Source organism: Arthrobacter sp. StoSoilB13 (genome assembly GCF_019977255.1).
GTDB lineage: Bacteria > Actinomycetota > Actinomycetes > Actinomycetales > Micrococcaceae > Arthrobacter.
In genome coordinates this window covers 595,778-621,352 of record NZ_AP024648.1, presented here as the reverse complement: position 1 = coordinate 621,352, position 25,575 = coordinate 595,778, and the positions used below count along the sequence as shown (strand labels likewise).

18 protein-coding genes, 3 pseudogenes and 2 riboswitches are annotated in these 25,575 nt (G+C 62.8%); of the genes and pseudogenes, 7 read left to right on the top strand and 14 right to left on the bottom strand.

Annotated elements, in window-relative coordinates; translation table 11 throughout:
• Positions 1–62: 62 nt before the first annotated feature.
• From LDP01_RS15140 to LDP01_RS15095, 10 genes and pseudogenes are all read right to left on the bottom strand, one after another.
• A complete protein-coding gene (locus LDP01_RS15140; protein ID WP_224093710.1) occupies positions 63–3,089 on the bottom strand; it encodes an alpha-mannosidase in 3,027 nt (1,008 codons plus the stop codon).
• Positions 3,090–3,259: 170 nt separating this feature from the next.
• A complete protein-coding gene (gene fdhD / locus LDP01_RS15135; protein WP_224093708.1) occupies positions 3,260–4,126 on the bottom strand; it encodes a formate dehydrogenase accessory sulfurtransferase FdhD in 867 nt (288 codons plus the stop codon).
• Position 4,127: 1 nt separating this feature from the next.
• Positions 4,128–6,438 (bottom strand): annotated as a pseudogene (locus LDP01_RS15130) (FdhF/YdeP family oxidoreductase).
• A 57-nt stretch (positions 6,439–6,495) separates the two neighbouring features.
• Positions 6,496–7,837, bottom strand: a pseudogene (locus LDP01_RS15125) (molybdopterin molybdotransferase MoeA).
• Positions 7,834–8,754, bottom strand: a complete 921-nt coding sequence (mobA, locus tag LDP01_RS15120) for an NTP transferase domain-containing protein (RefSeq protein WP_224093707.1) — start codon at positions 8,752–8,754, stop codon at positions 7,834–7,836. The pseudogene LDP01_RS15125 and the gene mobA overlap by 4 nt, the downstream one beginning before the upstream one ends.
• Positions 8,755–8,796: 42 nt before the next feature.
• Positions 8,797–9,297, bottom strand: coding sequence for an HNH endonuclease (locus LDP01_RS15115; protein WP_216926047.1), 501 nt, complete (start codon positions 9,295–9,297; stop codon positions 8,797–8,799).
• A 326-nt stretch (positions 9,298–9,623) separates the two neighbouring features.
• Positions 9,624–10,376 carry an NlpC/P60 family protein gene (locus tag LDP01_RS15110; protein WP_224093696.1) on the bottom strand — a complete coding sequence of 251 codons (753 nt, stop codon included), beginning with the start codon at positions 10,374–10,376 and terminating at the stop codon, positions 9,624–9,626.
• A gap of 98 nt (positions 10,377–10,474) precedes the next feature.
• On the bottom strand, positions 10,475–11,203 hold the full coding sequence (locus tag LDP01_RS15105) for a C40 family peptidase (protein WP_263422282.1): 729 nt from the start codon (positions 11,201–11,203) through the stop codon (positions 10,475–10,477).
• A 4-nt stretch (positions 11,204–11,207) separates the two neighbouring features.
• Positions 11,208–11,371: riboswitch (cyclic di-AMP (ydaO/yuaA leader) on the bottom strand.
• Positions 11,372–11,516: 145 nt separating this feature from the next.
• Positions 11,517–12,347 (bottom strand): M23 family metallopeptidase, encoded by an 831-nt coding sequence (locus LDP01_RS15100; protein ID WP_224093692.1) that lies wholly within the window; start codon positions 12,345–12,347, stop codon positions 11,517–11,519.
• Between the two features lie 6 nt (positions 12,348–12,353).
• Positions 12,354–12,583: riboswitch (cyclic di-AMP (ydaO/yuaA leader) on the bottom strand.
• A 199-nt stretch (positions 12,584–12,782) separates the two neighbouring features.
• Positions 12,783–13,479 (bottom strand): annotated as a pseudogene (locus LDP01_RS15095) (iron-dependent transcriptional repressor DtxR).
• A 304-nt stretch (positions 13,480–13,783) separates the two neighbouring features.
• Here LDP01_RS15095 and serC point away from each other — a divergent pair.
• Complete coding sequence (serC, locus tag LDP01_RS15090) at positions 13,784–14,914, top strand: phosphoserine transaminase (RefSeq protein WP_224093690.1); 1,131 nt, start codon at positions 13,784–13,786, stop codon at positions 14,912–14,914.
• Between the two features lie 82 nt (positions 14,915–14,996).
• Here the strand turns inward: serC and LDP01_RS15085 are convergent, their stop codons facing one another.
• Positions 14,997–15,635, bottom strand: coding sequence for a DUF3027 domain-containing protein (locus tag LDP01_RS15085; protein WP_224093687.1), 639 nt, complete (start codon positions 15,633–15,635; stop codon positions 14,997–14,999).
• 8 nt (positions 15,636–15,643) lie between these two features.
• Positions 15,644–16,027, bottom strand: coding sequence for a cold-shock protein (locus LDP01_RS15080; RefSeq protein WP_216926040.1), 384 nt, complete (start codon positions 16,025–16,027; stop codon positions 15,644–15,646).
• A 277-nt stretch (positions 16,028–16,304) separates the two neighbouring features.
• Between LDP01_RS15080 and LDP01_RS15075 the strand changes: the two genes are divergently transcribed.
• The 5 genes from LDP01_RS15075 to LDP01_RS15055 all read left to right on the top strand — a co-directional run bounded on the left by LDP01_RS15075 (position 16,305) and on the right by LDP01_RS15055 (position 23,573).
• A complete protein-coding gene (locus LDP01_RS15075; protein WP_224093684.1) occupies positions 16,305–16,520 on the top strand; it encodes a hypothetical protein in 216 nt (71 codons plus the stop codon).
• 87 nt (positions 16,521–16,607) lie between these two features.
• Entirely contained in the window at positions 16,608–19,079 is a 2,472-nt protein-coding gene (locus LDP01_RS15070) for a helicase-associated domain-containing protein (protein ID WP_224093681.1), read from the top strand.
• Positions 19,080–19,089: 10 nt separating this feature from the next.
• Positions 19,090–20,748: a DNA repair helicase XPB gene (locus tag LDP01_RS15065; RefSeq protein WP_224093677.1), complete on the top strand. Its 1,659-nt coding sequence runs from the start codon at positions 19,090–19,092 to the stop codon at positions 20,746–20,748.
• A 185-nt stretch (positions 20,749–20,933) separates the two neighbouring features.
• Positions 20,934–21,407: a hypothetical protein gene (locus tag LDP01_RS15060; RefSeq protein WP_224093675.1), complete on the top strand. Its 474-nt coding sequence runs from the start codon at positions 20,934–20,936 to the stop codon at positions 21,405–21,407.
• Positions 21,408–21,419: 12 nt separating this feature from the next.
• On the top strand, positions 21,420–23,573 hold the full coding sequence (locus LDP01_RS15055) for a multicopper oxidase family protein (protein ID WP_224093672.1): 2,154 nt from the start codon (positions 21,420–21,422) through the stop codon (positions 23,571–23,573).
• Positions 23,574–23,596: 23 nt separating this feature from the next.
• On the opposite strand, the gene LDP01_RS15050 is transcribed toward LDP01_RS15055, so the two are convergent.
• Positions 23,597–23,821, bottom strand: a complete 225-nt coding sequence (locus LDP01_RS15050; RefSeq protein ID WP_224093669.1) for a hypothetical protein — start codon at positions 23,819–23,821, stop codon at positions 23,597–23,599.
• Between the two features lie 83 nt (positions 23,822–23,904).
• The gene (locus LDP01_RS15045) at positions 23,905–24,810 is read right to left on the bottom strand and encodes a LysR family transcriptional regulator ArgP (RefSeq protein ID WP_224093666.1); all 906 of its coding nucleotides are present in this window, start codon (positions 24,808–24,810) and stop codon (positions 23,905–23,907) included.
• 68 nt (positions 24,811–24,878) lie between these two features.
• On the opposite strand from LDP01_RS15045, the gene LDP01_RS15040 reads away from it, so the two are divergent.
• The gene (locus LDP01_RS15040) at positions 24,879–25,514 is read left to right on the top strand and encodes a LysE/ArgO family amino acid transporter (protein ID WP_224093663.1); all 636 of its coding nucleotides are present in this window, start codon (positions 24,879–24,881) and stop codon (positions 25,512–25,514) included.
• Positions 25,515–25,575 lie beyond the last annotated feature (61 nt).

Sequence of the window (25,575 nt, the reverse complement as noted above, 5' to 3'; positions counted from 1 at the left end):
CCGCCCAGCCATCAGGCGCGCGCAGCCATCTGGCGCGCCCAGCCATCAGGCGCGCCCAGCCTTTATCGGGCGAACCGCAAGGTGACCAATTGGAACGGGCGCAGGACCAGCTCGGCTGCGTCCTGCCCCACACTCACTCCAGGGGCCTCTACCGGCCGTTCCAGCAGGTCCGTGGCCAGGACGCCATGAGCTTCAAAATTGGCCCTGACAACACCGGCTGAGCGTTGTCCCAAGGATTCGTAAAGACGCACAATGACGTCTCCGGAGCCATCCTCAGCCAGCTTCACTGCCTCCACTACCAAGGCAGGGTTGGACACGGACAGCAGAGGTTCCACTGGCTTGGCACCAGTGACATAGCGGGGCTTCAAGTTGGTGCGGTAGCCCTCCTCCACGGCATCCCCGATCCCCGCTCCAGGCCTAAGGGACAGCTCAAGTGTGTGCTCGCCGCGGTCTGCTTCAGGGTCCGGGAACCTGGCGGAGCGCAGCAGCGAGACACGGACGGTGGTGGTCGTCCCCCCGTCTCCGCGGACAGCCCTGGTGACGTCGTGCCCGTAGCTGGAAGCGTTGCTGACGGCTACGCCATAACCAGGCTCGGCAACGTGGATCCAGCGGTGGGCGCAGATCTCGAACTTCGCAGCATCCCATGATGTGTTCGTGTGGGTCGGCCGGAACACATGGCCAAACTGGGTCTCGGAGGCCGAGCGGTCCGCGCGGACATCCAGTGGGAAGGCTATCTTGAGCATCTTTTCGCGTTCTTGCCAGTCCACTGTGGTGGAGATCCCCAGCGACTCCGCACCGGCGTCGAGCGTTATCCGTTGCCTGATGGTGGAGGCACCAACCGTACGTTTGACCACCACGACGGCGCCAGCCTCCGTGCGCTCAAGATCGATGGTTTCCGCTTGGGTCAGTTGGGTGACGTTGCGCCTATAGAACTCCTCGATGTCCCAGGCATCCCATTCATTGGGAGTGTCCCTGAACAGCTCAAGCAGGTTGCCGGGCTGACCGGGCACCATCGCCTCACGGCCAGTGGAGTGGTCCATGAGCGAGGTCAGCAAGCCGTTACTGTCCACGACAGCGCGGATGATTCCGTTGTCCAGGATGTAGCCGCCACCCTTCTCGCCGGCATCAACACCTGCCTCCGGTTTCACCGCTTCCCCAACGGCCAGTGCCGGCACGCCGCCCCTCTTGTGCGGGGCCGCATTGAGCAGGAACTGCTTGTCTCCTTGGCCGACAAGCGCCTGGGCGGCCTGGCCGATGATGACCTCGAGATCGCGGGCGATCGCCTCGTAATTCCGCTCGGCGTCCTGGTGGACCCACGCAATGGAACTGCCCGGCAGGATGTCGTGGAATTGCTGCAGGAGCACCAACCGCCAGAGCCTCTTGAGCTCCGTTTCGGGATAGGCATATGCCTCGCCAAGGCGCACTGCGGCCGTGGAGCACCACAGTTCTGCTTCACGCAATAGGTGTTCGCTGCGCCGATTGCCGCGCTTGGTCTTCGCCTGGCTGGTGTACGTTCCACGGTGCATCTCCAGGTACATCTCGCCCACCCACACCGGGAGGTTGCGGTACTCGGCTTCGGCCGCCGTGAAGAAGTCCTTGGCCGTGCCCATCCGGACCTTGGGCGAACCTTCAAGATCTGCGGTGCGGCGTGCTGCGGCCACCATCTCACGGGTTGGACCGCCACCGCCGTCGCCATAACCGAAGGGAACCAGTGACATGGTTCCGCGGCCGTGCTCACGGTAGTTGCGCTCCGCATGCGCAAGCTCGCGGGCGTGGAGCTCTGCGTTGTACGTGTCTACGGGCGGGAAATGAGTGAACAACCGGGTGCCATCAATGCCTTCCCAGGTGAAGGTGTGGTGCGGCATCAGGTTCACTTTGTTCCAGGAAATCTTCTGCGTAAGGAACCATCGCAAACCTGCCGACTTGACGATCTGTGGCAGTGCTCCCGAGTAACCGAAGGAATCGGGCAGCCATGCTTCCTGGCACTCCACGTCGAATTCCTTTTGGAAGAAGCTCTTGCCTTCCACGAACTGGCGCGCCATGGCCTCGCCACCGGGCATGTTGGTGTCCGATTCAACCCACATCCCACCGACGGGAACGAACTGCCCGGCCCTGACCTTTTCCCGGATGCGGACAAAGAGCTCGGGATAAAATTCCTTGATCCAGGCCATCTGCTGGGCTGAGGAGCACGAGAAGACGAAGTCGGGGTCCTCGTCCATGAGGGCCACCACGTTGGAAAACGTGCGGGCACACTTGCGGATGGTTTCACGGACAGGCCACAACCATGCAGAATCGATGTGCGCATGGCCAGTTGCCACAAGTTCGTGGGCCGAAGCATAGGCGGGCCGGCTCAGCACTTCTGCCAATGCCTCGCGGCCTGCGGCAGCCGTTCCCGCGACGTCATCCGGATCCATGATGTCCAGCATCCGTTCCAGGGCCCGAAGGATTTCGTGGCGGCGCGGCAGGTCCATGGGGAGCTCGTGCATGAGCCCGCTCAATGTCCAAACGTCCTGGTTGAGTTCCCACACCGTCTCGTTGAGTTCGGCAATGGCAATCCGGCCCAGGCGATACCGGGGTTCCCCGCCCGAGGTCGCCTTATCCCCCAAAAGGGTAGGCGCAAATGACCAACCCTGCGCCACATCCGGGTTGGCTGCCGCCTCAACATAGAAGTCAACGGACAATCCGCCGCCGAGCAGCTTCAGCGGAACGTGGTAGTTACGCGGCGAGATCGCTTTGATGATGCTGGCATCGGCACGCCAGGCCGTGCCTTCACATTGGAACCCCGGCACGTCGCTGTTGAAACCGAGGTCCACGATGATTTCCACCGCCGTCCCCTCGGCTGAACCCCAGCCTTCCGGAACTTCACCCTGGAGCCGGAGCCACTTGGTACTCCACGGCTTACCCCAAGGTGCCCCCGGCTCCTGGGGCGTGAAAAGCTGGCGCATTGCCTCCGCTGCGGGCACGGGTTCTCCGGGCGCGTCCCAGCTGCTCAGCTGCAGCGGGACGGACCTACCGTAAATGGCCGGAAGAAGGCGTTCCCGAACGAATCGATCGAGACGCTGTTCAGTGATCCGGCGGTCGTCGTGCAATTAAAACCCCTTAGGCATTGGCTGGTGGCAAAGCGTCATGGCCGGCTGGCGGGCCGGTACGTGATGGACGGCGTTATTAGAGGACACGGCGATTCCAATCGATGGATAAAATCTACGTTGTTCCAGCTCAATAGCCAAGTGATCGAGGACTATCCGCAACGAATGGGGCCTCAGCCGGCCTCCACCCCTACGATCCTGTCCCTCCCCGCGTACACATTCAGGCTGGTACTGCGGCTGAAGCCCACCAACGTGATCCCCGTTTCGTCCGCGAGCTCGGCCGCCAGGCTCGATGGAGCACTGACCGCTGCAAGGACGGGAATGCCCGCCATGGCAGCCTTCTGGACGAGCTCGAACGACGCCCGGCCGGATACTTGAAGAACTGTTCCTTTCAGCGGCAGCTTGCCTGCCCGCAAAGCCCAACCCACCACTTTGTCCACGGCGTTGTGGCGGCCAACGTCTTCCCGCAGGCACAACAGCTCGGAAGTACCGTCGTCGTGAACCCTGAAAAGGCCCGCGGCATGGACGCCGCCTGTTTTGGCGAAGACCGCCTGCGCCTCACGCAACCGGTCCGGGAGGGCAGCCAGCGCTTTTACGGGGATGGTCACGTCGTCGTCCGCAGGACTGTGCCGCGAGGACTTCCGGACGGCGTCGATCGAGTCGGTGCCGCAAATGCCGCAGGAGCTTGAAGTGTAGACGTTACGGCCCGTATCCGGACGTTCGACGTCGGGTCGCAGCTGTGCGTCCACGACATTGAAGGTCTGTACGCCGTTCTCGTCCTCCCCTGCGCAGAAACGTTCGGAAACGAGTTGCCCCGGCTCCCAGATGATGCCCTCGGAAACAAGGAACCCCGCCACCAGGTCGAAGTCGTCTCCGGGGGTCCGCATGGTCACCGAGAACGACATATCGCCGAGGCGGATCTCCAGGGGCTCCTCGACCGCGAGGACGTCTTCTTTGTACCGGACAGGGTGTTCCAGGGCCTGGGGCGATCCGTCAAGAACGAACTTATGCAGCTTTCGGCGCTGGGTCACACGTCCCATGTCAGGATCCGTTCTCCTCTGGGTGTTTTACGAACCGCACAGTCATGGCCTTGTAGCCGGGCGTGTTCGATTCGCGGGCCACAAGCTCGCGGTGCACCAGGGCGTTGGCTTCCGGGAAGTATGCGGCCGCGCAGCCCTTGGCTGTGGGGTATGCGATCAGCCGGAACTTGTTGGCCCGCCGCTCCGTGCCGGCAAACGTGGAAATGACATCCACCAGGTCACGGTCTTTGAAACCCAGGCCAGCGAGGTCTTCCTCATGGACCAGGATCACCCTGCGGGCGTCCGAGACTCCGCGGTAGCGGTCGTCAAGGCCATAGAACGTGGTGTTGTACTGGTCGTGGCTACGAACCGTCTGCAGGATCAAGTGGCCCTCTGGAGCTTGAAGATACTCAAGCGGACTAACCGTGAACCGTGCTTTGCCGATGTCAGTGGCGAAGGTACGGGTATCCCGTGGCGGGTTCGGGAGGACAAAACCGTTCTTCGTGCGGACCCTGGCGTTGAAGTCCTCGAACCCCGGAATAACGCGTGAGATGTGGTCCCGGATCACGTCATAGTCCTCAGCCATGGCGCGCCAGTCAACGCCGTGGTCATCCCCGAGTGTCGCTTGCGCCATGCGGGCCACGATGACGGGTTCGCTCAGGAGGTGCTCCGAGATCGGAGCCAGCCTGCCCTGCGTCTTGTGGATGACCGACATCGAATCCTCTACGGAGAGGAACTGCTTGCCCTTGGGGTGTTTGTCGTCCGTGTCCGTGCGTCCAAGCGTGGGCAGGATCAGGGATGTCTTTCCGTGCACCACGTGGGCCCCGGTTCGGTTTGGTTGAGATGTGGACAGTCAGGCCGGCTGTTTTGAGCCCGGCTTCCAATGCTGATGTGTCAGAACCGGCTGCAGCAAAGTTTCCGCCCATGGAAACGAAGACATCCACCTCCCCCTTTTCCAGGGCGTGCTGGGTCTCCACGGAGTCATATCCATGCTCGCGGGGCATCCGGAATCCAAACTCCTTGTCCAGCGCGGCAAGGAAGGGTTCGCGTGGCTTCTCCCAGATACCCATGGTGCGGTCACCCTGGACGTTCGAGTGGCCACGCACAGGGCACGCGCCGGCTCCACGCTTACCGAAGTTGCCTTGGAGCAGGAGCAGGTTGATGATCTCCTTCAGCGTATCCACGGAGTGCGGCTGCTGGGTCAAGCCAAGCGCCCAGCAAATAATGGTTGCCTTGGACTTGGCCATCAGCCCCGCCACAGTGACGATTTCCTCGCGCGACAAGCCGGTTGCGCGCTCAGTCTCATCCCAGTCCAGCTGGGACCGTGCCTTCGCGTACGCTTCGAAGCCCTCGGTCTGCTTTCCGATAAATGACTTATCGACCACCGTCCCCGGGTTCCGCTTCTCTTCCTCCAGGAGCAAGTGGCCCAGCGCCTGGAACAGAGCGAGGTCGCCACCGACCTTGATCTTGAGGAACTCATCGGCGATAGTAGTGCCGCCCCCGATCACGCCGTTGAGGGACTGGGGGTCCTTGAAGTTCAGCAGTCCCGCTTCCGGAAGCGGGTTCACGGCAACGATCTTTCCGCCGTTGTTCTTGCAGTCACGCAACGCGGACAGCATGCGGGGATGGTTGGTCCCGGGATTCTGGCCCACAACGAACACCAGTTCAGCGCGGTGGATGTCTTCCAGCGAAACAGTTCCCTTGCCGATTCCGATGGTCGGGTTCAGCGCGCTGCCCGAGGACTCATGGCACATGTTGGAGCAGTCCGGCAGGTTGTTTGTGCCCAGGCTGCGGGCAAACAACTGGTACATGAACGCGGTCTCATTGGCCGTCCGGCCGGAGGTGTAGAAAACACAGCGATCGGGCGTGGTGGCATTGATATGCTCCCCGATCAAGGCAAAGGCATCAGTCCAACTGATCGGGGAATAGTGGGTATCCCCCGGTTTGAGGACTACGGGCTCGGCGATCCGTCCTTGGCTTCCCAACCAGTATTCGGTCTTGTCTTCAAGATCTGCGATGGAATGTGCTGCCCAGAATTCGGCCCCCACCGTCCGCGTGGTGCTTTCCTCAGCGATTGCCTTGGCGCCGTTCTCGCAGAATTCAGCGGGACTCCGGCGTCCCGTGATGGATTCCGGCCAGGCGCAGCCCGGGCAATCAAAGCCGTCATGCTGGTTAACCCTGAGCATGGAGCGGACCGTGCGGGCTACTCCTGCCTGGGAGTAGCCCCTTTCAAGGGCGACAGTGACAGCCTTGAGGCCTGCCGCAGCTTTCTTGGGCGGGTGGATTTGCAGGTCATCTTCATTGATGTCCTGTTCGGGAGCATGCCTGTTCATGGGTCCATCATTGCAAGCCCGGGCACCCCGTTACCACCTGCGTCCATCCGGGGACCTTCAGGATTCCAGCGCGCTCCAGTCAACGGGACCGGAAGGGGCCTTCTTTTGTTGCCGGGCCGGCGCCTTTCGTTTCCCTTCACCCGCTTTGGGCGTGGGCAGAGGTTTGCCCCAAGGCAAGGGAAAGGCGGGGACCAGCTCCCCCATCTGGACACCGTGTGGCGGGACCACCAGGACGCCATCCGCTCCTGCCAGCCCGCGCATCATCCCAGGACCTGCGTGCTGCGCGGGCGATGCCAATCCGTAGACCAGTTTGAAAGGCATCAGGCGCGTCCGTCCAGGATCGGCGTCGATCATTGCACCGCTGGGAACCTCACCAACGTCCTCCAGCTTCCCGTGGCCGAGCGCTGCGAGCAGCGGCCCCCCAACCGTGAAGAGCGCCATCATGGCGGCAAGCGGATTCCCGGGCAGGCCCCAGCACGAAGCGCCCGTCCGGAAGCTCCGCCAATACGGCAGGGTGCCCCGGACGCATGGCAATGCCGTCGATCAGCAGCCGGCCACCCAGTTCAGCCACGGCTCTCCTGAAATGGTCCGTCCCCGAGCGTCCGGTCCCGCCCGTAGTAATAACGACGTCGGCCGGCGGCTCCGCTGTGGCATATGGTTCTGCGGGTTCAGGCTCGGTGTCCTGCAAAGCCGCAAGCCAGTCGTCGTAATTGTCGCCAACCTTAAGTTGCTCCCCTGGAATGCCCCCCAGGAGTTCGACGACGGCGCCAAGCTGGGGTCCGAAGGTATCGCGGACCTTGCCCGGTACGGGAACGCCCTGCGTCACAACTTCCGAGCCCGTCAGGAGGAACCGAACCAAGGGTTTCCCCAGGACCTCCAGCTCATCCAGGCCGGCCAGGGCAGCCAAGGCAATGTGCGCAGGATTGAGGATGGTTCCGGCTTTGAGCAGCACGTCCCCTTCTGCAGCTTCTTCGGCAGCCTTGCGGATGTGCTGGCCATTGCGGGGCTCCCCCGGCTTCGCTGCCCCGCCAAGCGCAAGGATTGGAAGGCCGTCGTCGTCGGTGGTAATGACCCCGCTCTCGGTGCGCAAAACAGCCTTGGCGCCTGGCGGAATGAGTCCCCCGGTAACGATGGGACTGGCCTGGTGGGGAGCAAGCCTGTGTCCGGGCTCAACAAGAATCCAAGGACCTGTTCCGTTGACGGCCCAGCCGTCCATGGCGGAGGACGCATAGTGCGGCATGTCCTGTACGGCGACCGCGTCCGAGGCAAGCGTCCTTCCCAAGGCGGCCTTCAGTGGCACCGGGCTTGGTGGGATCGGAGCAGCGACGTCGAAGGCGCGCTGCCGGGCCTCATGCCATGTGTGTGCCGCGTGGTGGCCCTGTCCGGGGGCCTCGGTCATTCCGCCTCAGTCCCGGGCTCCAGGTATTGCTTGGCAACCTGGCGGGCCAGGTCAAGGGCGGCGCTCATGGCGGTGTCGTCCGCCGCCTGGCCGATACCCCTGGCCATACCAGCAGCGTAACCGGCGATGAACGTAGTCAGGGGCGCGGCAGGCCGCACCACGGAGTGGGCGGCAACTCCTGCCACTGCGAGGACTTCATTGATATCCACTTCAACGCCCTCAAGCTCAAAGGCCTGCAACAGTGTGCGGCACCAGTCCTCGAGCGTCTCTTCCTGGCTCTTCATGTCCGCCTCCTGCTCGTTGTGTATGCCCAGGGCCGCAGCGTCCTCCCATGTGTCCACATCATCGGTAGACCCATCGGGAACAGTAACGGCCAGCAGGTTCAGCCTAGCAAGCAGCCGGAACACTGAAGAGTTCGTTAACCCCGAAGTTGCAGAAGCTGCGGAAACTTCCCTTTCCAAAGCCCGCGTGCTGTAAACCCCCAGGAGGGGCTGTTGCCGGCCATCGGCTGAAACGGCCATGGCACCCTCCGCTTCGGGGTGCGCACGCAGTTCTTCCCACAGGGGCGCAATGCCCCTGGCGGCGTGCGGCATGTCGCAAGCCAGGACGAGCGTCCATGGCGCCGGGCTGACTGCCTGCCGAAGGGCGGCCGCCTCATGAAGGGCCGCCAGACCGGCAGCAATCGCAGCGGCAGGGCCAGCAAAGGCCGGCTCCTCCCGGGCACTAAGAACTCCATCAGGCAGGACACCGCCGATACCAGAGGTGTCCGGACCAACCACAACCACAGCGGAGGCTCCCCGTGCGGCCTGCAGGGCATGCGAAAGGAGGCTGGCGCCGTCGAACGTTAATCCGGGCTTGGGCACGCCACCGAGGCGGGTGGCCCTGCCACCCGCCAGAATCACAGCGTTGAACTCCATCCGCCCAGATTACCCGGACGGCGGGAGGGCAACAGAAATCGATCAGGCGGCGGATTCCGGCAACAGGAACGGGTCCCAGTCCGGCGCAGGTTTCTCGAGTTCTTTGATCTGCCACATGGTTCCTGTGGGCACGCCGGGTTTGAAACGAAGTTTCCAACCCATCTCGGCGAGCGTGTGGTCACTCTTGGCGTTGTTGCATTTCAAACACGCCGCAACCAGGTTTTCCCAGGAATCCGCGCCGCCCCTGGATTTGGGGTGGACGTGGTCTATGGTGTGGGCTGTTTTCCCGCAGTAGGCGCAGCGATGGCCGTCGCGGCGGAGTACCCCGCGGCGGCTCACGGCGGTGATCCTGTTGTACCGGGGCCGGATGTAGCGGTTGAGAAGGATCACGGATGGTCGTCCGAGAATCTCCTGTGGCCCGACGACAGGCTCGTCGCCTTCGGCCACTACGCTAGCTTTTCCAGTCAGCACAAGGACCAGCGCCCGGCGGAAGGTTACTACCGCCAGCGGTTCATATCCAGCATTCAGAACGAGTGTGCGCATGCACGTACCTCTTCACGGCCGCACCCGTCAGGGGCACGAGGGCCGGCTGCCCTCTGCTTGTACGGGCTGTGGATCGACAACACAAGGGTAAGCACTTGTATGCCGTATCAACGAATTTTTCTGTCGTTTCGGCTGTGGTGTTGGCGAAAATTCATGCGCGGGACACCTTGCAGAGGACGCGCACATTCCCTGAGGCCACGGAATCGGACTTGCGCCCCCCGAATTTGGGTGTCGGCAGCCCGCTTCTCTGGCTGTCACGAAAACTGGTGATTAAAGCAGAACACCCCGCCGGCCTGAGCCTGCGGGGTGTTCCGTGAAGTAAGTGATCAGCCGTTGACGCGGATGAAAACGGGGCCGGAGCCAACGTTCACGCTGAACAGTGCCGTGGTGGATCCGTTCCATCCACCGTGGACTGCCATGCCGTTGCCGACGTAAACAGCGATGTGTGCCATTCCGCCATAGCCGCCGTTGGCGTAGTAAGCGAGATCGCCGGGCTGGGCTTCAGCTGCACTGACCGTGCGGCCGAGGGAGAGGTAACCGGCCGGCCAGTCGTGGAAGTGAATACCGACCGCGGCCAGCGAGTTGGTCACCAGCATGGTGCAGTCCTGTGTGACGCCGAGCTGTGCGTAGGCCGCTGCAGCGATAGCTGCACCGAGGCCGCTGGATGCAGCGGGCGCCTTGGCTGCGGACGCGTCAGCGTTGACCGCCAAAGTTGCGGTGCCACCGGCAGCCGGAGCTTCCTTGGCAGTCGCCTTCTGGACGACGGGAGCGGGGGCTTCCTCAGTCTTGACCACAGGGCGCTCATAGGAGATGGCAACGCTGGAATCAGCAGCAATGGTGGCCTGGGCAACAGACTGCACGTCAAGCGTGGAGGCAGACGTAGATTCCCGCTGAACGTTGGTGTCCGCAGCATTTGCAGCAACTCCGCTGGTCAGGACAAGGCCCGACGCAGCTGCGATCACTGCTGCCTGACGGCCAACGCCACCGGCGTTGTCGCTGACAGCCTTGGCAATGACGGCAAGTGAGCTGGTCTTGGGGGCCTCAGCTCTATGCCGTGCAACCTTGTTTGCACTGGTCATGATTACTCTCTTTTCGTAGCCGCGCACGCTGGGACCGCACGCGGGTTATGGGCTGCCAGCACTTGGGGGGCATGCTGGCTTACCCCGAATGGGATTTCCTAGCGGAGGGTGTAGAACGAGGATGTGCCGGTGGAGGCCACGGAGTGCAGGAGCGTGCCCTGGCTGGGGTTCAAAGCGCTGATCATCATGCCGTTGCCGACGTAGATGCCCACGTGGGCTCCGCCGTTCTGAACGACGAGGTCGCCAGGGGCAGGGGTGCTGGTGGGGGTCATGATCGTCCAGGCATTGACGCGGGGGATGCTGATGCCGGCCTGGGCGTAAACCCACTGGGTAAATCCGGAGCAGTCCCAGCCGTTGGGGGAAGTGCCGCCCCAAACGTAGGGGTGGCCGATGCCGGTGTAGGCAATTGCTGCAAGTCCGGAGGCCGCCGCGCTTGAAGCAGCATCCTTGGCCTTGGAGGACAGGGCACCGAGGGTGCTGTTCGCTTGGTCTTCGGTCGACGTGCGCTGGGAGGCCCGCTGAACCTTGGGAGCTTCCTTGGTGACCACAACGGGGCTTTCGAAGGAAACCGTTGCGGTGGGCTCCGCGGTAACAACTGCGGTGGCGACCAACTGCTGGGTGCTGGAAGATTCCGACTTCGAAACGTCGGTGTCGGCGGCCTGGGCCGGGAGTCCAACACTGAGAACGAGCCCCGAGGCTGCGGCCAGAACGGCGGCTTGGCGGCCTACGGTGCCTGCATTGGTTGAGACAGCCTTGGAAAGGGTGTTCAACGGGTTCGTGCGAACCAATTCGGCGCGATGGCGCGCAGGGGTAGTGCGTGATGACACGAAGGTAGCCTCTCCCAATGCCTGCGAGGTGAGCTGTCGGATTCGGATGGGAGTCATCCGGCCGCGCGGCTTCAAGGAAGCTTTTGCGACTTAACCCCAAGGTCTTCTGACTCGAAGACCAAAATTGGTTCCCCCGCCCCTGCCAGACGATTTTTGCGAACGGACCTCGAGTGGTGGCAGAGCTAGGCAATCCACTCAAGTGCACCGGCCCCCTAAAAAGCCGATGCGCTTTAGACGGTACAACAGATGTTCGTGAATGTCACATTCAGGTCACGGGGCGTGTCATGGATGCGAGAGACAACCATCAAATTGCTCAGAGCCAGCCCATGGGATCTACGACTTCGCCGTTTACCTGGACCTCGAAGTGGAGGTGGCAGCCGGTAGATGCTCCTGTGGTGCCACTCAGCGCGACGGTATCGCCGCGGCTGACAGTCTGCCCCACCTTGACGTTGAAGGACGACAGGTGGTTGTACGTGGTCTCAAGGCCGTTGCCGTGATCAATCACAACGCGATTGCCTCCGCCGTACTCATGCCACCCGGCGAACGTGACCTTGCCTGCAGCGGCGGCGTGGACGGCGGTTCCGCACTGGGCCACGAAGTCCTGGCCACGGTGGAAGTCACCGGTGCCGCCGGTAAGGGGGCTGACGCGGTAGCCAAACGGCGATGCCGTGACCAGCTTGTCCAGAGGACTTCCCAAGGTGCCAAGTGAGGAAGCACGCTGAATGCTCCCCGCTGACTGGGCGCTCAACAGCTGCTTGAGCTTGCCGTCCGGGTCAGCGGCGGTGGCGACTGCTGCACGACTGAAATCGATTTTGGCGGAGGCTGCTGCAGAAACTTCGGGCTGGCTGCCGCCGGGCACGGAGAGCGCCGCCTCGGTCTGGCCCGATTCCGACGTGGCCATGACGGGGCTGGTGGCAGGCAGACCTACAGTCAGGGCAAGTCCGGTGGCTGCAAGCGCGACACCGGCCTTCTGCCCTACACCACTGGCTGACGCGAAGTCGGCTACCTGGCGCAACGGGCTCTTACGGCGGCGCACCTGACGCGGGGTGTCGCGTGGCCGGATCTCCATTGCGGCGCGGGCTGGCCGCAGCTCAGCAGTGGGGCCGGACGCACGGCGACGGCCCCTGACGTTCTGCGATGTCAAACTCTGTTCCTCTCTGGAAAGCCTGCGAAGTTAGCTGTCGGATTCGGGTCAGAGAGTTCAAAGACCCGGTCCGCACGAAGCGCAAACGGCACACAGGTATCCCCGGAAGGACTTGCGTTAGTAGGCACTTCTGCTGCGGACTTCACCCCAAGGCTGCTTCTTTAGGCAGCCGCTTGTGGTTCCCCCGCCTCTGCCAGTAGTTGATGACACACCTGATCTGCTGGCAGAGCTCGGCTCCAGATCAGGTAACGCTTTGGTATCGGCGCTAGTAGATAACTATAGGTGATTAAAGCCCGCAGTAATAAATTCGTTATCTTTCCAAAACGACCGAGTTGCGGGTGCTCCATATCATCAGTCGCGGAAACCCGCAGGTCATACGCGCGCCAACCACCACAAAGTGAGATCCGACACTCCCGTGGTCAGGGCAATTCAGAGTCAGCTGACGGCGACGAAGACGTGCGCAGCGACCTCGGGAGGCAACTCCAGTGCTCCTTCAATGCCCGGAACGCGGACGGAGATGTACTCCCCCACCCGTTCCAAGGAGACGGTTGCGCCAGGACGAATTCCGCCTTCATCGAGCTGGGTGAGGAGCTCGGGCTCAACCTGGATGGGTTCAGCAAGCCGGCTGACCACTACACGCGAATCGGCAGCGTACCCGTCCATCGCGTGCAGCAGGTTCACGTCCAGGCGGGAAAGAGGCTGGTTGGCGAGGCCGCCAAGGGCTTCCAAGCCCGGAATGGGGTTGCCATATGGTGACTCTGTGGGGTGTTCCAACAACTCATAGAGCCGCCGTTCCACCCGTTCGCTCATGACGTGTTCCCAGCGACATGCTTCGTCATGAACGTACGCCCAGTCCAGGCCAATGACGTCCGCCAGGAGCCTCTCGGCAAGGCGGTGCTTCCGCATGACCTCGGTGGCCCGCTTGCGCCCGACTTCGGTCAGCTCCAGGTGGCGGTCGTTGGACACAATCACCAGGGCCGTCACGCTCCATGCGTCCAATGGTCTGGGAAACCGTGGGACCCGAGTGCCGCAGACGCTCCGCGATGCGCGCGCGAAGAGCCACGATGTTCTCTTCTTCAAGCTCCAAAATGGTCCGAAGATACATCTCAGTGGTATCGATCAGATCCGTCATCCAGCTCAGCTCTCCTCGAACGCATTTCTTGCGTAATCTCCACCGTACCGCGTCCCAGCCAAGGTGGACGGTGTGCAACCGACACCTCCGGAACGTCAATCCAAGCCTAGCTTATTTGGAATTACTCTGGATAATTTTTCCCTGGGCCGGAATCCCTGTGGTGGTCCGGCATTCCACGTGGCGGACTATGACACCCGCAGATTCCTGACGGTGGGCCCGGTCAGGCAGAATGAGGGAGTCGAAGGGGCAGCCGATGCCACCTGCCCACCTCCCCCTCTCTAACCGATACCCATTGGAGCCACACGTGAGCGACAACAGCATCACTATTCCCGCCGACCTGCTGCCCAAGGACGGACGCTTCGGCGCGGGACCGTCCAAGGTCCGCCCGGAACAGGTCCAGGCCCTGTCTGCCGCATCGACCACCATTCTTGGCACGTCCCACCGTCAGGCGCCGGTCAAGAACCTGGTGGGTTCGGTCCGCGAAGGACTCAGCCAGTTCTTCCGTGCACCCGAGGGCTACGAGGTTGTCCTCGGCGTCGGCGGTTCCACTGCTTTCTGGGATGTAGCAGCTTTTGGGCTCGTTGAGAAAAAGGCCCAGCACCTTTCCTTCGGTGAATTCGGTTCCAAGTTTGCCGCGGCCACCAACAAAGCCCCCTTCCTGGATGCATCCTCCATCATCACGTCCGAGCCCGGCACGCGGCCGGTCTCCCAGGCGGAGGCCGGGGTTGACGTCTATGCCTGGCCCCAGAACGAGACTTCAACCGGTGTTGCAGCCCCTGTAAAGCGCGTCGAAGGCGCCGACGCCGGTTCGCTCGTCCTGGTGGACGCCACTTCAGCCGCCGGCGGGCTGGACGTCGACGTCGCCGAATCGGATGTCTACTACTTCGCCCCGCAGAAGAACTTCGCCTCTGATGGCGGCCTGTGGCTGGGCCTGTTCTCCCCGGCAGCGTTGGAGCGCGCGGCCCGGATCAAGGCCAGCGACCGCTGGATTCCGGACTTCCTGGACCTGCAGACCGCTATCGACAACTCCAAACTGAACCAGACGTACAACACACCTTCACTGTCCACGCTGGTGACTTTGGATGCGCAGGTGCAGTGGCTCAACAGCAATGGTGGACTGGACTTCGCCAGCAAGCGCACGGCAGACTCTGCCAGCCGCATTTACTCCTGGGCCGAGGCGTCCGAGTACGCAACACCGTTCGTCGCGAAGGCTGAGGACCGCTCCAACGTCATCGCCACGATCGACTTCGATGACTCCATCGACGCCGCGGCAATCGCCAAGATCCTGCGGGCCAACGGCGTCGTGGACACCGAGCCGTACCGCAAGCTTGGACGAAACCAGCTTCGCATTGCCACGTTCGTCGCTATCGAACCGGACGACATCTCGGCCCTGCTCGCCAGCATCGACTACGTCGTGGGCGAACTCAAGAAATAAACTGAAGAAGTAACTGTCGCGGAATTCCGCGCAAGGCAGGAAACGGCGTCGTCAGGGTTCTTCCCGGACGGCGCCGCTGCCGTTAATCGCCCAGGCGGGCGACGTCGTCGTCATCGTCGTCGTTATCCACCGCGTCAGGATCGGCGGCTTCGGCGGCAGCGTCTTCCTCGGCCTGCACGGCTTCCTCGGACACTTCCTCCACCGTCTCCTCCACCAAGGGTGTCTCGTCTTCCGGGCGGACACGCTTTGCCCACGGGACCCATTCCGGGGCAAGGATGGAATCGTCGGAGGGCAGGAGGCCAAGCTCGCTGACTGTGACGATCTTCGACCGGGAATTGCGCGTGATCACGGCATACCACTGCCACCCGCCGTATCCGGCAAGCTTGGACTCGAACAAGTGCGTGACCACGCGGTCGCCCTCGGACTTTGCGCCTACGTGGGCACCTACCTCGCCCGGGTTCGCGATAGTCTCCACCGCTTCCCGCGCGACGTCGACGGCGGCGGCCAGGAACGCATCCGGCTTGCCAGTGCGCCACACGGGGATGCCTGCCCGCGGCTTCGCTGCGACCGGCTTCCGCGCAGGGGTGTCGCTGTTTTCAGGGGCTTGCCCGTTGACAGGATTCCCCCCGATGACAGGGACGTCGGCGGCAGAAGTGACGGCCCCAGGACTGGCCTGTGCGTCCCTTCCGGCCTGTGTATCCTGTGCGGATTCCGAAGTCATGGCGGTTCCTAGGCTTCCAGCTCGTCGGCAACCTTGCGCAGAGCCATACCGATGGCCTTGGCCTTGTTGCCTTCGGGGTACTTGCCGGAAGACAAAGTACCGGACAGGTTATCCAACACGGTCACGAGGTCCTGCACCAACGGCGCCAGGTCCTTGGCGTTCATCCGCTTGGCCTTGGCGATGGAGGGCGTCTTGTCCAGGACCCGAAGGCCCAATGCCTGGGCACCGCGACGGCCATCTGCCACGCCAAATTCCACACGCGTACCGGCTTTGAGCTCGGTTACGCCTGCGGGCAGTGACGTCTTGGGCAGGAATACCTCCTGGCCGTCCTCAGCCGCGAGGAATCCGAAGCCTTTTTCCTTGTCATACCACTTGACCTTGCCGGTGGGCACGTAATCAACCTTCTTCGTTCTTGCTGTGGAGACACGTCGTGCCGCCACCGCATCCGCAGGGATTTGCGGGATCGAGGGAGACAGCACGGTCCGTGTTGGTCTGTTACTTCAAGGTTATCCTGCCGGACCACCTATTCATGCTTTGCCGCCGCTTTGCGGCGCCTTTGCTTCACGCTTGCGGCGCCTTTGCTTCACGCTTGCGGCGCCTTTGCTTCACGCTTGCGGCGCCTTTGCCCATGGGCCTGGTCCGTGTGGCCCTGCTGCTAGCGTTAGGCGCATGACTTCCCCGGGTTACCGCCGCCCCCTCATGATCGTTGCCGCCATGATCGCCGTCCTGTCCTTGGCCGCAGTGGGCGCGGTCATGGCCATCGCCTTTAACAGTGGAGTTGCGCCGGTGTGGATCACGTCCACCGCCCTCTATGGGCTGCCGGTTGCCTTCATGCTTGCAGTGGTCCTGGTGTTGGACGCCATCCGTCAACGGCGCCGGCAGTAGCGAATGAAGCACCGTCAATAGCAAATCAACCGGGGCAGCTTTGCCCTGGCCACGCACGAGCGGCCCGGTGGCGGTAACGTTGGATTGATGTCCCTCATTCGCGCGCTCAGCAAGGAACTGGAAGCGCGCAGCGACAATTCGCTGCGGGCCTTGTTTGCCGCGCGACCCGACCTGATTTCTCCCATGGCCCCGGACTTCGCTGCCTTGGCAGCCAGGGCAAGTGCGCGGGTCAGCGTTCAACGGGCGTTGGAGCGGCTGACGAAGCCCGAAATGCAGGTTCTGGAAACACTCCATCTGTGCACGAATGCCGATACCGGCCACAGTGTTTCCGCTGCCGGGCTCAAGAAGGTCATTGCCGGTTCCACGCTGTCTGCACTGGAACCGATTCTCGCAAAGCTTCAGGAGTTGGCGCTGATCCACCGGGCCGATCCTCCTGCGGCAGCAAACTCACAACCGAGTTCCCGGCAACGGTTCTACCTTCCAGTTGGAAGCCTGAAGGACGTGATCGGCATCTATCCGGCCGGCCTGGGCCGAAGCTACACAGAGCTGGTCAGGTTGCAGCCGGCTTTCGCCCAACGCGTGGTCCAGCTCGTAGCCGAGCTCCATCAGTGCGGCCTGGACATCCACCCCGCCAGCACGCCAATGGACGCGGCCTTGTCCCTGCAACGCTGGACGTCAAGTGCAGAGAATGTGCGCGCCATTCTGGCCACTGCGCCCGAAAGGACCGTCGGCTTACTGGACAAGTTCGGCAGTTGGGCCATGGGCGCGGTCCCCCAAGCTCAACGGCGGGCCTCCGTAACCCACGAAAGCGCCGACGTCGGGCCTGTTGACTGGCTGCTGGCCCGCGGTCTGTTGGTTCCCTTGGACGCCGGCCACGTCGAATTGCCGCACAGTGTCGGCATAGCACTGCGCGGTGGTGCGATCATTGACGACTTCACCCTGACCCCTCCGGTTCCGGAACTGGGCCACACGAGTGCTGCCCTCCGACGCAATGCCGCGATGGGCGCCATCGCCGAGACACTACGGCTCACCAGCGAGGTGCTGTTCGCGGTTCGTGAGCAGCCATTGGCAACCCTCCGGAGCGGCGGCGTAGGCGTGCGTGAGCTGCGGCGACTTGCAGAATCCGTCCGGTGCGGCGTCCACGAAACTGCCCTCCTGCTGGAGTTCTGCGCACTGGCCGGCCTTCTGCGGCTGGACGTTGACAGTTCCACGTGGATACAGGCGCCGTCGTTGGAATGGCTTTCCCTGCCGCGACAGGAACAGTGGCTCTGGCTGGTGAACGCCTGGTTGGCCAGCGAGCGGGCACCTTCGATGGTGGGGCAGCCCCTCCCGGGGTCGACTTCCGGTTCGCCATCCCATCCAGGTTCCGCCGGCAGCACCATCAATGCATTGTCCGCCGAGGCTCAGAGGCCCGACGCTCCAGTGGTCCGGCGCAGGATCCTGGAGATCCTCAATGAACTGACCGCTGAAGCGGCCGCTCCGGATGGCAAAGCACCTGTCCTTGACGCGCGCGCGGTGCTGCAACGCGCGGAATGGACGCAGCCCCGCATGTCCCGCCGGTTCAGCTCCCTGGTGAGGGGGATCCTGGAAGAAGCCACTTTGTTGGGCTTGATGGGCTCCGGGGCCTTCACACAGTTGGGGTCTGCCATCGCGCTCGGCCATCCGGAGGAGGCAATGACCCTCCTCGGTGAACACCTGCCAGCCGCGGTCAACCACATCCTCCTGCAGGCGGACCTCACAGCCGTGGCACCCGGTTATCTCGCGCCCGAACTCAGCGAAACGCTGCTGCTCATGGCCGACGCCGAGGGCCAGGGCCCGGCGTCGATCTACCGTTTTTCCACGGCAACCATCCGCAGGGCCCTCGACGCCGGGCAGGATGCGGAATCGCTGTTGACGTTCCTCCGGGAGCATTCAGCCACGGACGTACCGCAACCGCTCGAGTACCTGGTGCAGGACACAGCATCCCGACACGGACGTTTGCGGATCGGTTCCAGTGCCAGCTTCATCCAAAGCGACGACGAATCCGCCATCACTGACCTGTTGCAGGAGGCCCGCACGTCTGCACTGAGCCTGGTTCGGATCGCTCCGACCGTGCTGACGTCCTCTGCCAGCCCCAAGGAGACTGCACGTGTGCTGCGCGAGCTGGGACTTTCGCCTGCCGTCCAGGACGCGGAACCCGCCGTCGTGCGCTTTAAACGGACAGCGGCAGTGCCGGGCAGCGCGCGTCCGGTCTATACGGCACCGCGGACGGCCCCACCGGACGACGACGTCGAAGCCCAGCTTTCGGTCTTGCGGCAGCACCGTGGCGTCCCGGCTGATGCGACAGGCGAAGCCTCCACACAGCTTGGCCTGGAAACGCTGCAGAAGGCCATCCGCCTCAAACAGGCGGTCACCATGAACGTGGTGGACAGCCTGGGAAATGCGAACATCGAAACCGTGGTCCCTGTCTCCGTCTCCGGTGGCCGCGTCCGGGTCTTCGATCCCGGCAAGGAAACTGAGCGTGTACTGTCCATCCACCGGATCATCGATGTAGAACCAGCAGGAGAGCTGCGCAAGTGAGGATGCAAGAGTGACCGACGGTCCACTGATCGTACAAAGCGATAAAACCATTCTGTTGGAAGTCGACCACGAGCTCGCCACGGAAGCCAGGCACGCCATTGCGGCATTTGCTGAGCTGGAGCGCGCTCCCGAGCACATGCACAGCTACCGGCTGACGCCTCTTGGGCTGTGGAACGCCCGGGCCGCCGGACTCGACGCCGAGCAGGTGTTGGATACGCTGCTGAAGTACTCCCGCTTCCCGGTTCCGCATGCATTGTTGATCGATATCGAAGAGACCATGTCCCGCTATGGCAGGCTTCGCCTCGAAAAGGATCCACAGCATGGTTTGGTGATGCGTACTGACGACTACCCCGTACTGGAGGAAGTCATCCGCGCCAAGAAGATCTCCCCGCTCCTTGGGCCCAGGATCGATGGCGAGACTGTGGTGGTTCATTCCTCGCAGAGGGGCCAGCTCAAGCAGCTGCTCCTCAAGTTGGGATGGCCGGCCGAAGACCTTGCCGGATATGTCAACGGGCAGCCGCACCTGATCATGCTCGATGAAACAGGCTGGCAGTTGCGCCCTTACCAAAAGTTGGCCACGGAGAACTTCTGGGCCGGCGGCAGCGGAGTCGTCGTTCTTCCTTGTGGTGCGGGAAAGACCCTGGTGGGCGCGGCGGCCATGGCGACGTCCTCCACTACAACGCTGATCCTGGTCACCAACACGGTTTCGGCACGCCAGTGGAAGGACGAGCTGCTCAAGCGGACGTCCTTGACCGAAGATGAGATCGGCGAATATTCCGGTGCGGTCAAGGAAGTCAGGCCCGTCACCATCGCCACCTACCAGGTACTCACTACCAAGCGCGGCGGACTTTACCCGCACCTTGAACTCGTGGACGGTCATGACTGGGGCCTGATCATTTATGACGAGGTGCACTTGTTGCCCGCCCCGATCTTCCGGATGACGGCGGACCTGCAGGCCCGGCGAAGGCTCGGACTGACGGCCACACTGGTGCGCGAGGATGGCAGGGAGGGCGAAGTATTCAGCCTGATTGGACCCAAGCGCTACGACGCTCCATGGAAGGACATCGAAGCGCAGGGCTACATCGCACCGGCGGATTGCGTTGAAGTCCGCGTCGATTTACCCCGCGACGAGCGGGTGGCCTACGCCATGGCCGATGACGCCGACAAATACCGGCTGTGCGCAACCTCCGAGACAAAGACCCGACTGGTGGAGCAGCTCGTGGCGGCGCACAAGGGCGAGCAACTGCTGGTCATCGGCCAGTACATAGACCAACTGGACGAGATCGCCGAGCGGCTGGATGCTCCCTTGATCAAGGGGGAAACCAGCGTCAAAGCCCGGCAGAAACTCTTTGATGCCTTCCGTAAAGGCGAGATCCAGACTCTCGTGGTGTCCAAAGTGGCCAACTTCTCCATCGACCTCCCGGAGGCTTCAGTCGCCATCCAGGTTTCGGGTTCCTTCGGGTCCCGGCAGGAGGAGGCGCAACGACTGGGCCGCCTGCTCAGGCCAAAGCAAGACGGTCGTTCGGCCCGTTTCTACTCCCTTGTGGCCCGCGACACCTTGGACCAGGACTTCGCGGCCAAGCGCCAGCGGTTCCTGGCCGAACAGGGGTATGCCTACCGGATCATGGACGCCAAGGATGTGGGTAAAGACGCTCCCGCAGAGGAATAATCGCCGGGCCATTGCTATTTATCTCCAGCAATTTTAGGATTCCAAGTGAAGCTCTCCGCCCTTAGGGTTGCCCTTGGTCCAGGCAGCCTGGCGGCCAGTCGTCGGTAACGGGGGAATCCCGCAGCCAGGGTGCCGGCGATTCGAAGGCCTTGAAGAATCTGTGATTTTTTACCAGAGGACTCCTTATGCGTAAAACCCTTCTGGTCCTGTCGGCGATCATCCTGCTATCAGGCCTTGCCCAGCTGTTTTTTGCCGGCTACTTCCATTTCCAAAACACTATTGAAGCCCAGCGCGAAGCGGGCGTTTATCACGTCATGAACGGCCAATATGTGCTGCGTTATTCGGCTTTGCTGGCTGTGATCGTTGCAGCCATTGCCAAGGCGGGATCCCGGACCATCTGGCTGGCCGCCGGAATCTTCCTAATGACATGGGTGCAACTGTTTATCTTTATTATCGGCGGCATGCTCACTGGCTCGTCGGAGGATTTCATCACGCCCTCCGGCTCGTGGGTGGCTTCCATTCACCCCATCACGGGGCTGCTGATCATCTTCATGTCCTACTGGTTGTTCAGGCGGGCCCGCACCCTTGCACTTAATCCCCAACCCCTTCCACCCAAGGCAGCAGCCTCGGATGCTTCCGCCTCTTCCGCTACGGCGTGATGAGCGGCGGCTGTGAATATTTCACAGCTACTGGCCGTCGATTTGGTGTTGGCCATCCTCGCCGCCGGCGCCTGGATGGCCGCCGCCTGGATGGCCATTTCTTCAACAGCTGACAGGAGGCCAGCCAAGCCACGCGGTGTCGACTTGGCGCTTCTTCTGCTGGGCCTGGCCGTCGTTGCCACTGCGGCGCGCTATGCCTTGCTCCCCGCTTTGGTGGCGGGCAGCTGGTGGTTTGCCAGCGAACGCACAACCATCAGCCTGCCTTTGACCGCCATCCCCGCGGCTTGGGCCGCGATGGCCGGTGTTCCGTACTTGCTGAGGAGGCGGAACACCGGCCCACCACGTTCGGGCAAGCTACCCGGACGCGCTGGCCGAACCCAGGAATGGGCTGTCCTCGCCATGGTGTCCGCCGCGGCTTCGGCAATTGCTTCACTTGCGCTGACCTTTGTCCTCGGCCCATTCCCCGCCCCGTGGACGCTGGTGGTTCTCCTGTTCCTGGTTGCAGGGACCGTGATGCTGGCCAGGCTCGCGCTGTTCCCTCGCTTCCCTCGCCCGCCCGCTCCTGCCGCTCCCGCCGCTCCTGCCGCTCCGCCCGGCGGCACCGTTTCACCCGGCCGGGGCCGCATGGTTCGGAGGCGCACGACGGCGGCTGCTGCAGTCGCCGGACTCATGGCCTGCACCGCTTTGGGCTCGGGAGTCTTTGCCTGGTTGGGTAGCCGTTCCGCTGATGGCGCGGTGATTGCAGCCGCAATCGGTCATCACCGAGGTGTCACCACTGCACCAGTGGTGGCCCCAACTCCGGTAACCAGCCTGGTGGGCGACCTCCCTGACAATGCCGTGGTCCGGCACTACGAACTCACTGCCCGCACCGAACACATAACCCTGCCCTCCGGGGAGTCCACCGATGCATGGACCTTTGGCAGCCTCCCGGGCCCTGGCATCGAAGCCCAACTGGGCGAGGTCATGGAAGTTGAGCTGAGGAACCAGGACGTGGGCGCTGGCGTAACTCTGCACTGGCACGGCTACGACGTCCCCAACGCCATGGACGGCGTGGCCGGGGCCACACAGGACGCCGTCATGCCCGGGCAGTCCATGACCTACCGGTTCCTTGCTGCCCAGGCCGGCACGTATTGGTACCACACGCACCAAGATTCAGCCGAAGGTGTCCGCAAGGGTCTCTACGGCACATTCGTCGTGCACAACCCCACACTGCCTCGCGCGGATACCGACATTGTGGTGGCAGGACACGACCTCGACGGTCTGGGGTTGCTGGGCTCCTCAGACCGTAGCACTGTGCATGCGGCCGTCCCCGGCTCGAGCGTTCGCGTGCGCCTCATCAACACTGATTCCCTGCCGCAGCGCTACCTTCTGGATGGAACGGCGTTCAAGGTTGCAGCCGTGGACGGAACGGAGGTGAACCAGCCCCAGGAGGTCAAGGGGAAGCTATTGCGGCTGGGAGCCGGGGGAAGGATGGACGTCACGTTCACGATGCCCGAATCCGCGGTGACGCTCCGCTCTGACTCGGCGGCCAGCGCCGTCGTCGTGGTTGCCCCGTCCAGCCCTGACGCCACAATGAAAGAAGCCGACATCACTGAGAAGGCGGTTGGCGCCCCTGAGAAGGCCGAGCCGGGCATCCCTGAGAAGGCCGAGCCGGGCATCTTTGCGACGACGCCCGTCCTGGATCTGCTGCACTACGGTGAACCTGTGGCCGGCACACCGGCACCCGCAGAAAATGTCCGGGAGGAAGTGCTGGTGTTGGATCGCCAGTTCCGCTTTGTTGACGGAATTCCGCGCTACGCGTTTACGGTGAACGGCGCAGCCTATCCCCTGGTGCCATCCATTGAAGTGGCCGAAGGGGACACCGTAAAAGTGACGATCGTCAACCGCACCGCGGAGCCGCACCCCATGCATCCCCACGGACACCACGTTCAAGTACTCAGCAGGAACGGCGTGGCCCCAAGTGGATCGCCGCTGATGCTTGACACCGTGGACGTGCTGCCGGGCGAAGTATGGGAGCTGCTGCTGCACGCGGACAATCCGGGCATCTGGATGGATCACTGCCACAACCTGGACCATGCTGCAGAGGGAATGATGATGCTGCTGAAGTACGAAGGCGTGTCATCCGGCTTCGTACACGGTGGCCATTCCCACAACCGGCCTGAATAGGACGGCTGGTGTAGCGTTCGTCCTCAGGCCACCATGCGGCTGGCGTGCGGGATGGCAACGTGATCCACTACTGCCCAGCAGTCGGCGTCATGGAGCTGTGCGCTGGCGAAGCGCTCGGCCGATGCCAGGTCCGGAAATTCCTCGCGCCGAATGTGGCCCGAGTCTGTATCCAGGTACGTCACGTGGAACTCGACGTCCGCGGCTTTTTCATTGTGATGAATGCTGATGGGGGCTGCTTCTTTTGCCATGCTTCCAGTTTGGAATGGGGCACTGACATTTTTAGGAGCATCCGTGGGCGTGTTCAGATCTTAAGCCTTGGGGATGTCCCGGGCTAGGGCGTTCGAAGGTACTCGGCGGAGACTTCGCGCACTATGGAGCTGACGACGTCGAGCACTTTTGATGCCGTCTTCCAGCGCTGCCAGTAGAGCGGAACATCAAAGGGGCGCGCGGGAGCGAGTTCAATCAAGCGCCCGTCGGCAATGTCCGGCCCGCATTGAACCTCCGGAATCAATCCCCAGCCCAAGCCCAGGCGAATGGCATCGCCAAAGTCCTGTGAAGCCGGCACGTAGTGTCGCGGCCCCTTCTGTTGTGCCTTTGAAGCACCCGGCCACGATTCCACGAAAGCCCACTGATAGGTGTCCTTTCGGTCGAAATCCACGGCCGGTGCTGTATTGAGCCTGCCTCCGTCCACCCCGTCCGCAAACCAGCGGTCCACAAAGACCGGAGCTGCCACTGCCCGGTAACGCATGACTCCGAGGCTCTCCACCCGGCAGCCCTGCACCGGGTCCGGAGTGGCCGTGACCGCAGCCATGACGGTCCCCGAACGCAGCATCGAGGTGGAGTGTTGTTCGTCGTCGCGGTGCAGGTCAAAGGTGATGTTGAGATCGCCGGGCACACGGGCAAGTGCTTGCAGGAACCAGACCGCAAGCGAGTCCGCATTCACCACGATCGGCACAGCCAGCTGCGGACCGTCCGCGCCCAAACCCAACTCGACGCCTGCATCTGCCTCCAGCTGGCCTACTTGGCGGGCAAGGCGAAGCACCACTTCGCCCGCTTCCGTGGCCTGCGCGGGATTGCTCCGCTGGAGCAGGACCCTTCCGGACGATTGCTCAAGCGCCTTCAAGCGTTGGGACACGGCCGACGGCGTGATGTGCAGCCGGCGCGCTGCCGCATCCAGTGTGCCTTCCGAAAGTACGGTGGCGAACGTCAACAACTGCTCAGAAGGAAACTGTGGCATAAGAAGATCTTATGCGACGTGAAAAACATTAGCTGGTCTAAGTTTCGTTCGCCCCATAGTTTTCAAGGGTGACTTTCTCTGACTTCTTCAACTCGGCAGGCCTCGGCCTTGCGACCGGTCTTGGCCTCATCGTTGCTATCGGTGCCCAAAATGCCTTCGTGCTGCGACAAGGAATCCTTGGCAAACACGTAGGTGCGGTCGTCGCAGTATGCGCACTCTCAGACGCCCTTCTTATCGCCGCTGGCGTGCTTGGTACAGGCGCACTGATCGCGGCCGCTCCTGCCGCCGTCGTGATCTTGCGCTTTGTCGGCGCGGCATTCCTGGTGGCTTACGGGGTTCTTGCTGCGCGTCGCGCCCTTCGCCCACAGGCGCTCGATTCTTCCGATACGCCGTCCACCGGTGGCGACACCAAACGTGGCCTCGCCGCTGTACTCACCACCGTACTGGCGCTGACGTGGCTAAACCCGCATGTCTACCTGGACATCGCGCTTATTGGTTCGCTGGCCAGTGCCCAAGGCAGTTCTTTGCAATGGTGGTTCGGAGCCGGGGCGATGCTGGGAAGCGTCCTCTGGTTCTGCTCCCTGGGCTTCGGTGCCAGGTTCCTGCGCGGCTTCTTCGCGCGGCCCAAGTCCTGGCGGATCCTGGACGGCGGGATCGCTGTGACCATGGGAGCCCTCGGCGCAGGACTCGCCCTCGGAGTCTAAGCGGCGCGCAGTCTTCTCACATCAAGCATCCAGATAACTCACAGAAACTGGGAGCATCATG

Excerpts from the sequence above, each read along its gene's own strand:
- fdhD (WP_224093708.1), bottom strand. The coding sequence starts at position 4,126 with ATGGGACGTGTGACCCAGCGCCGAAAGCTGCATAAGTTCGTTCTTGAC.
- mobA (WP_224093707.1), bottom strand. The coding sequence starts at position 8,754 with ATGGAGTTCAACGCTGTGATTCTGGCGGGTGGCAGGGCCACCCGCCTC.
- LDP01_RS15115 (WP_216926047.1), bottom strand. The coding sequence starts at position 9,297 with ATGCGCACACTCGTTCTGAATGCTGGATATGAACCGCTGGCGGTAGTA.
- LDP01_RS15110 (WP_224093696.1), bottom strand. The coding sequence starts at position 10,376 with ATGACCAGTGCAAACAAGGTTGCACGGCATAGAGCTGAGGCCCCCAAG.
- LDP01_RS15085 (WP_224093687.1), bottom strand. The coding sequence starts at position 15,635 with ATGACTTCGGAATCCGCACAGGATACACAGGCCGGAAGGGACGCACAG.
- LDP01_RS15075 (WP_224093684.1), top strand. The coding sequence starts at position 16,305 with ATGACTTCCCCGGGTTACCGCCGCCCCCTCATGATCGTTGCCGCCATG.
- LDP01_RS15070 (WP_224093681.1), top strand. The coding sequence starts at position 16,608 with ATGTCCCTCATTCGCGCGCTCAGCAAGGAACTGGAAGCGCGCAGCGAC.
- LDP01_RS15060 (WP_224093675.1), top strand. The coding sequence starts at position 20,934 with ATGCGTAAAACCCTTCTGGTCCTGTCGGCGATCATCCTGCTATCAGGC.
- LDP01_RS15050 (WP_224093669.1), bottom strand. The coding sequence starts at position 23,821 with ATGGCAAAAGAAGCAGCCCCCATCAGCATTCATCACAATGAAAAAGCC.
- LDP01_RS15045 (WP_224093666.1), bottom strand. The coding sequence starts at position 24,810 with ATGCCACAGTTTCCTTCTGAGCAGTTGTTGACGTTCGCCACCGTACTT.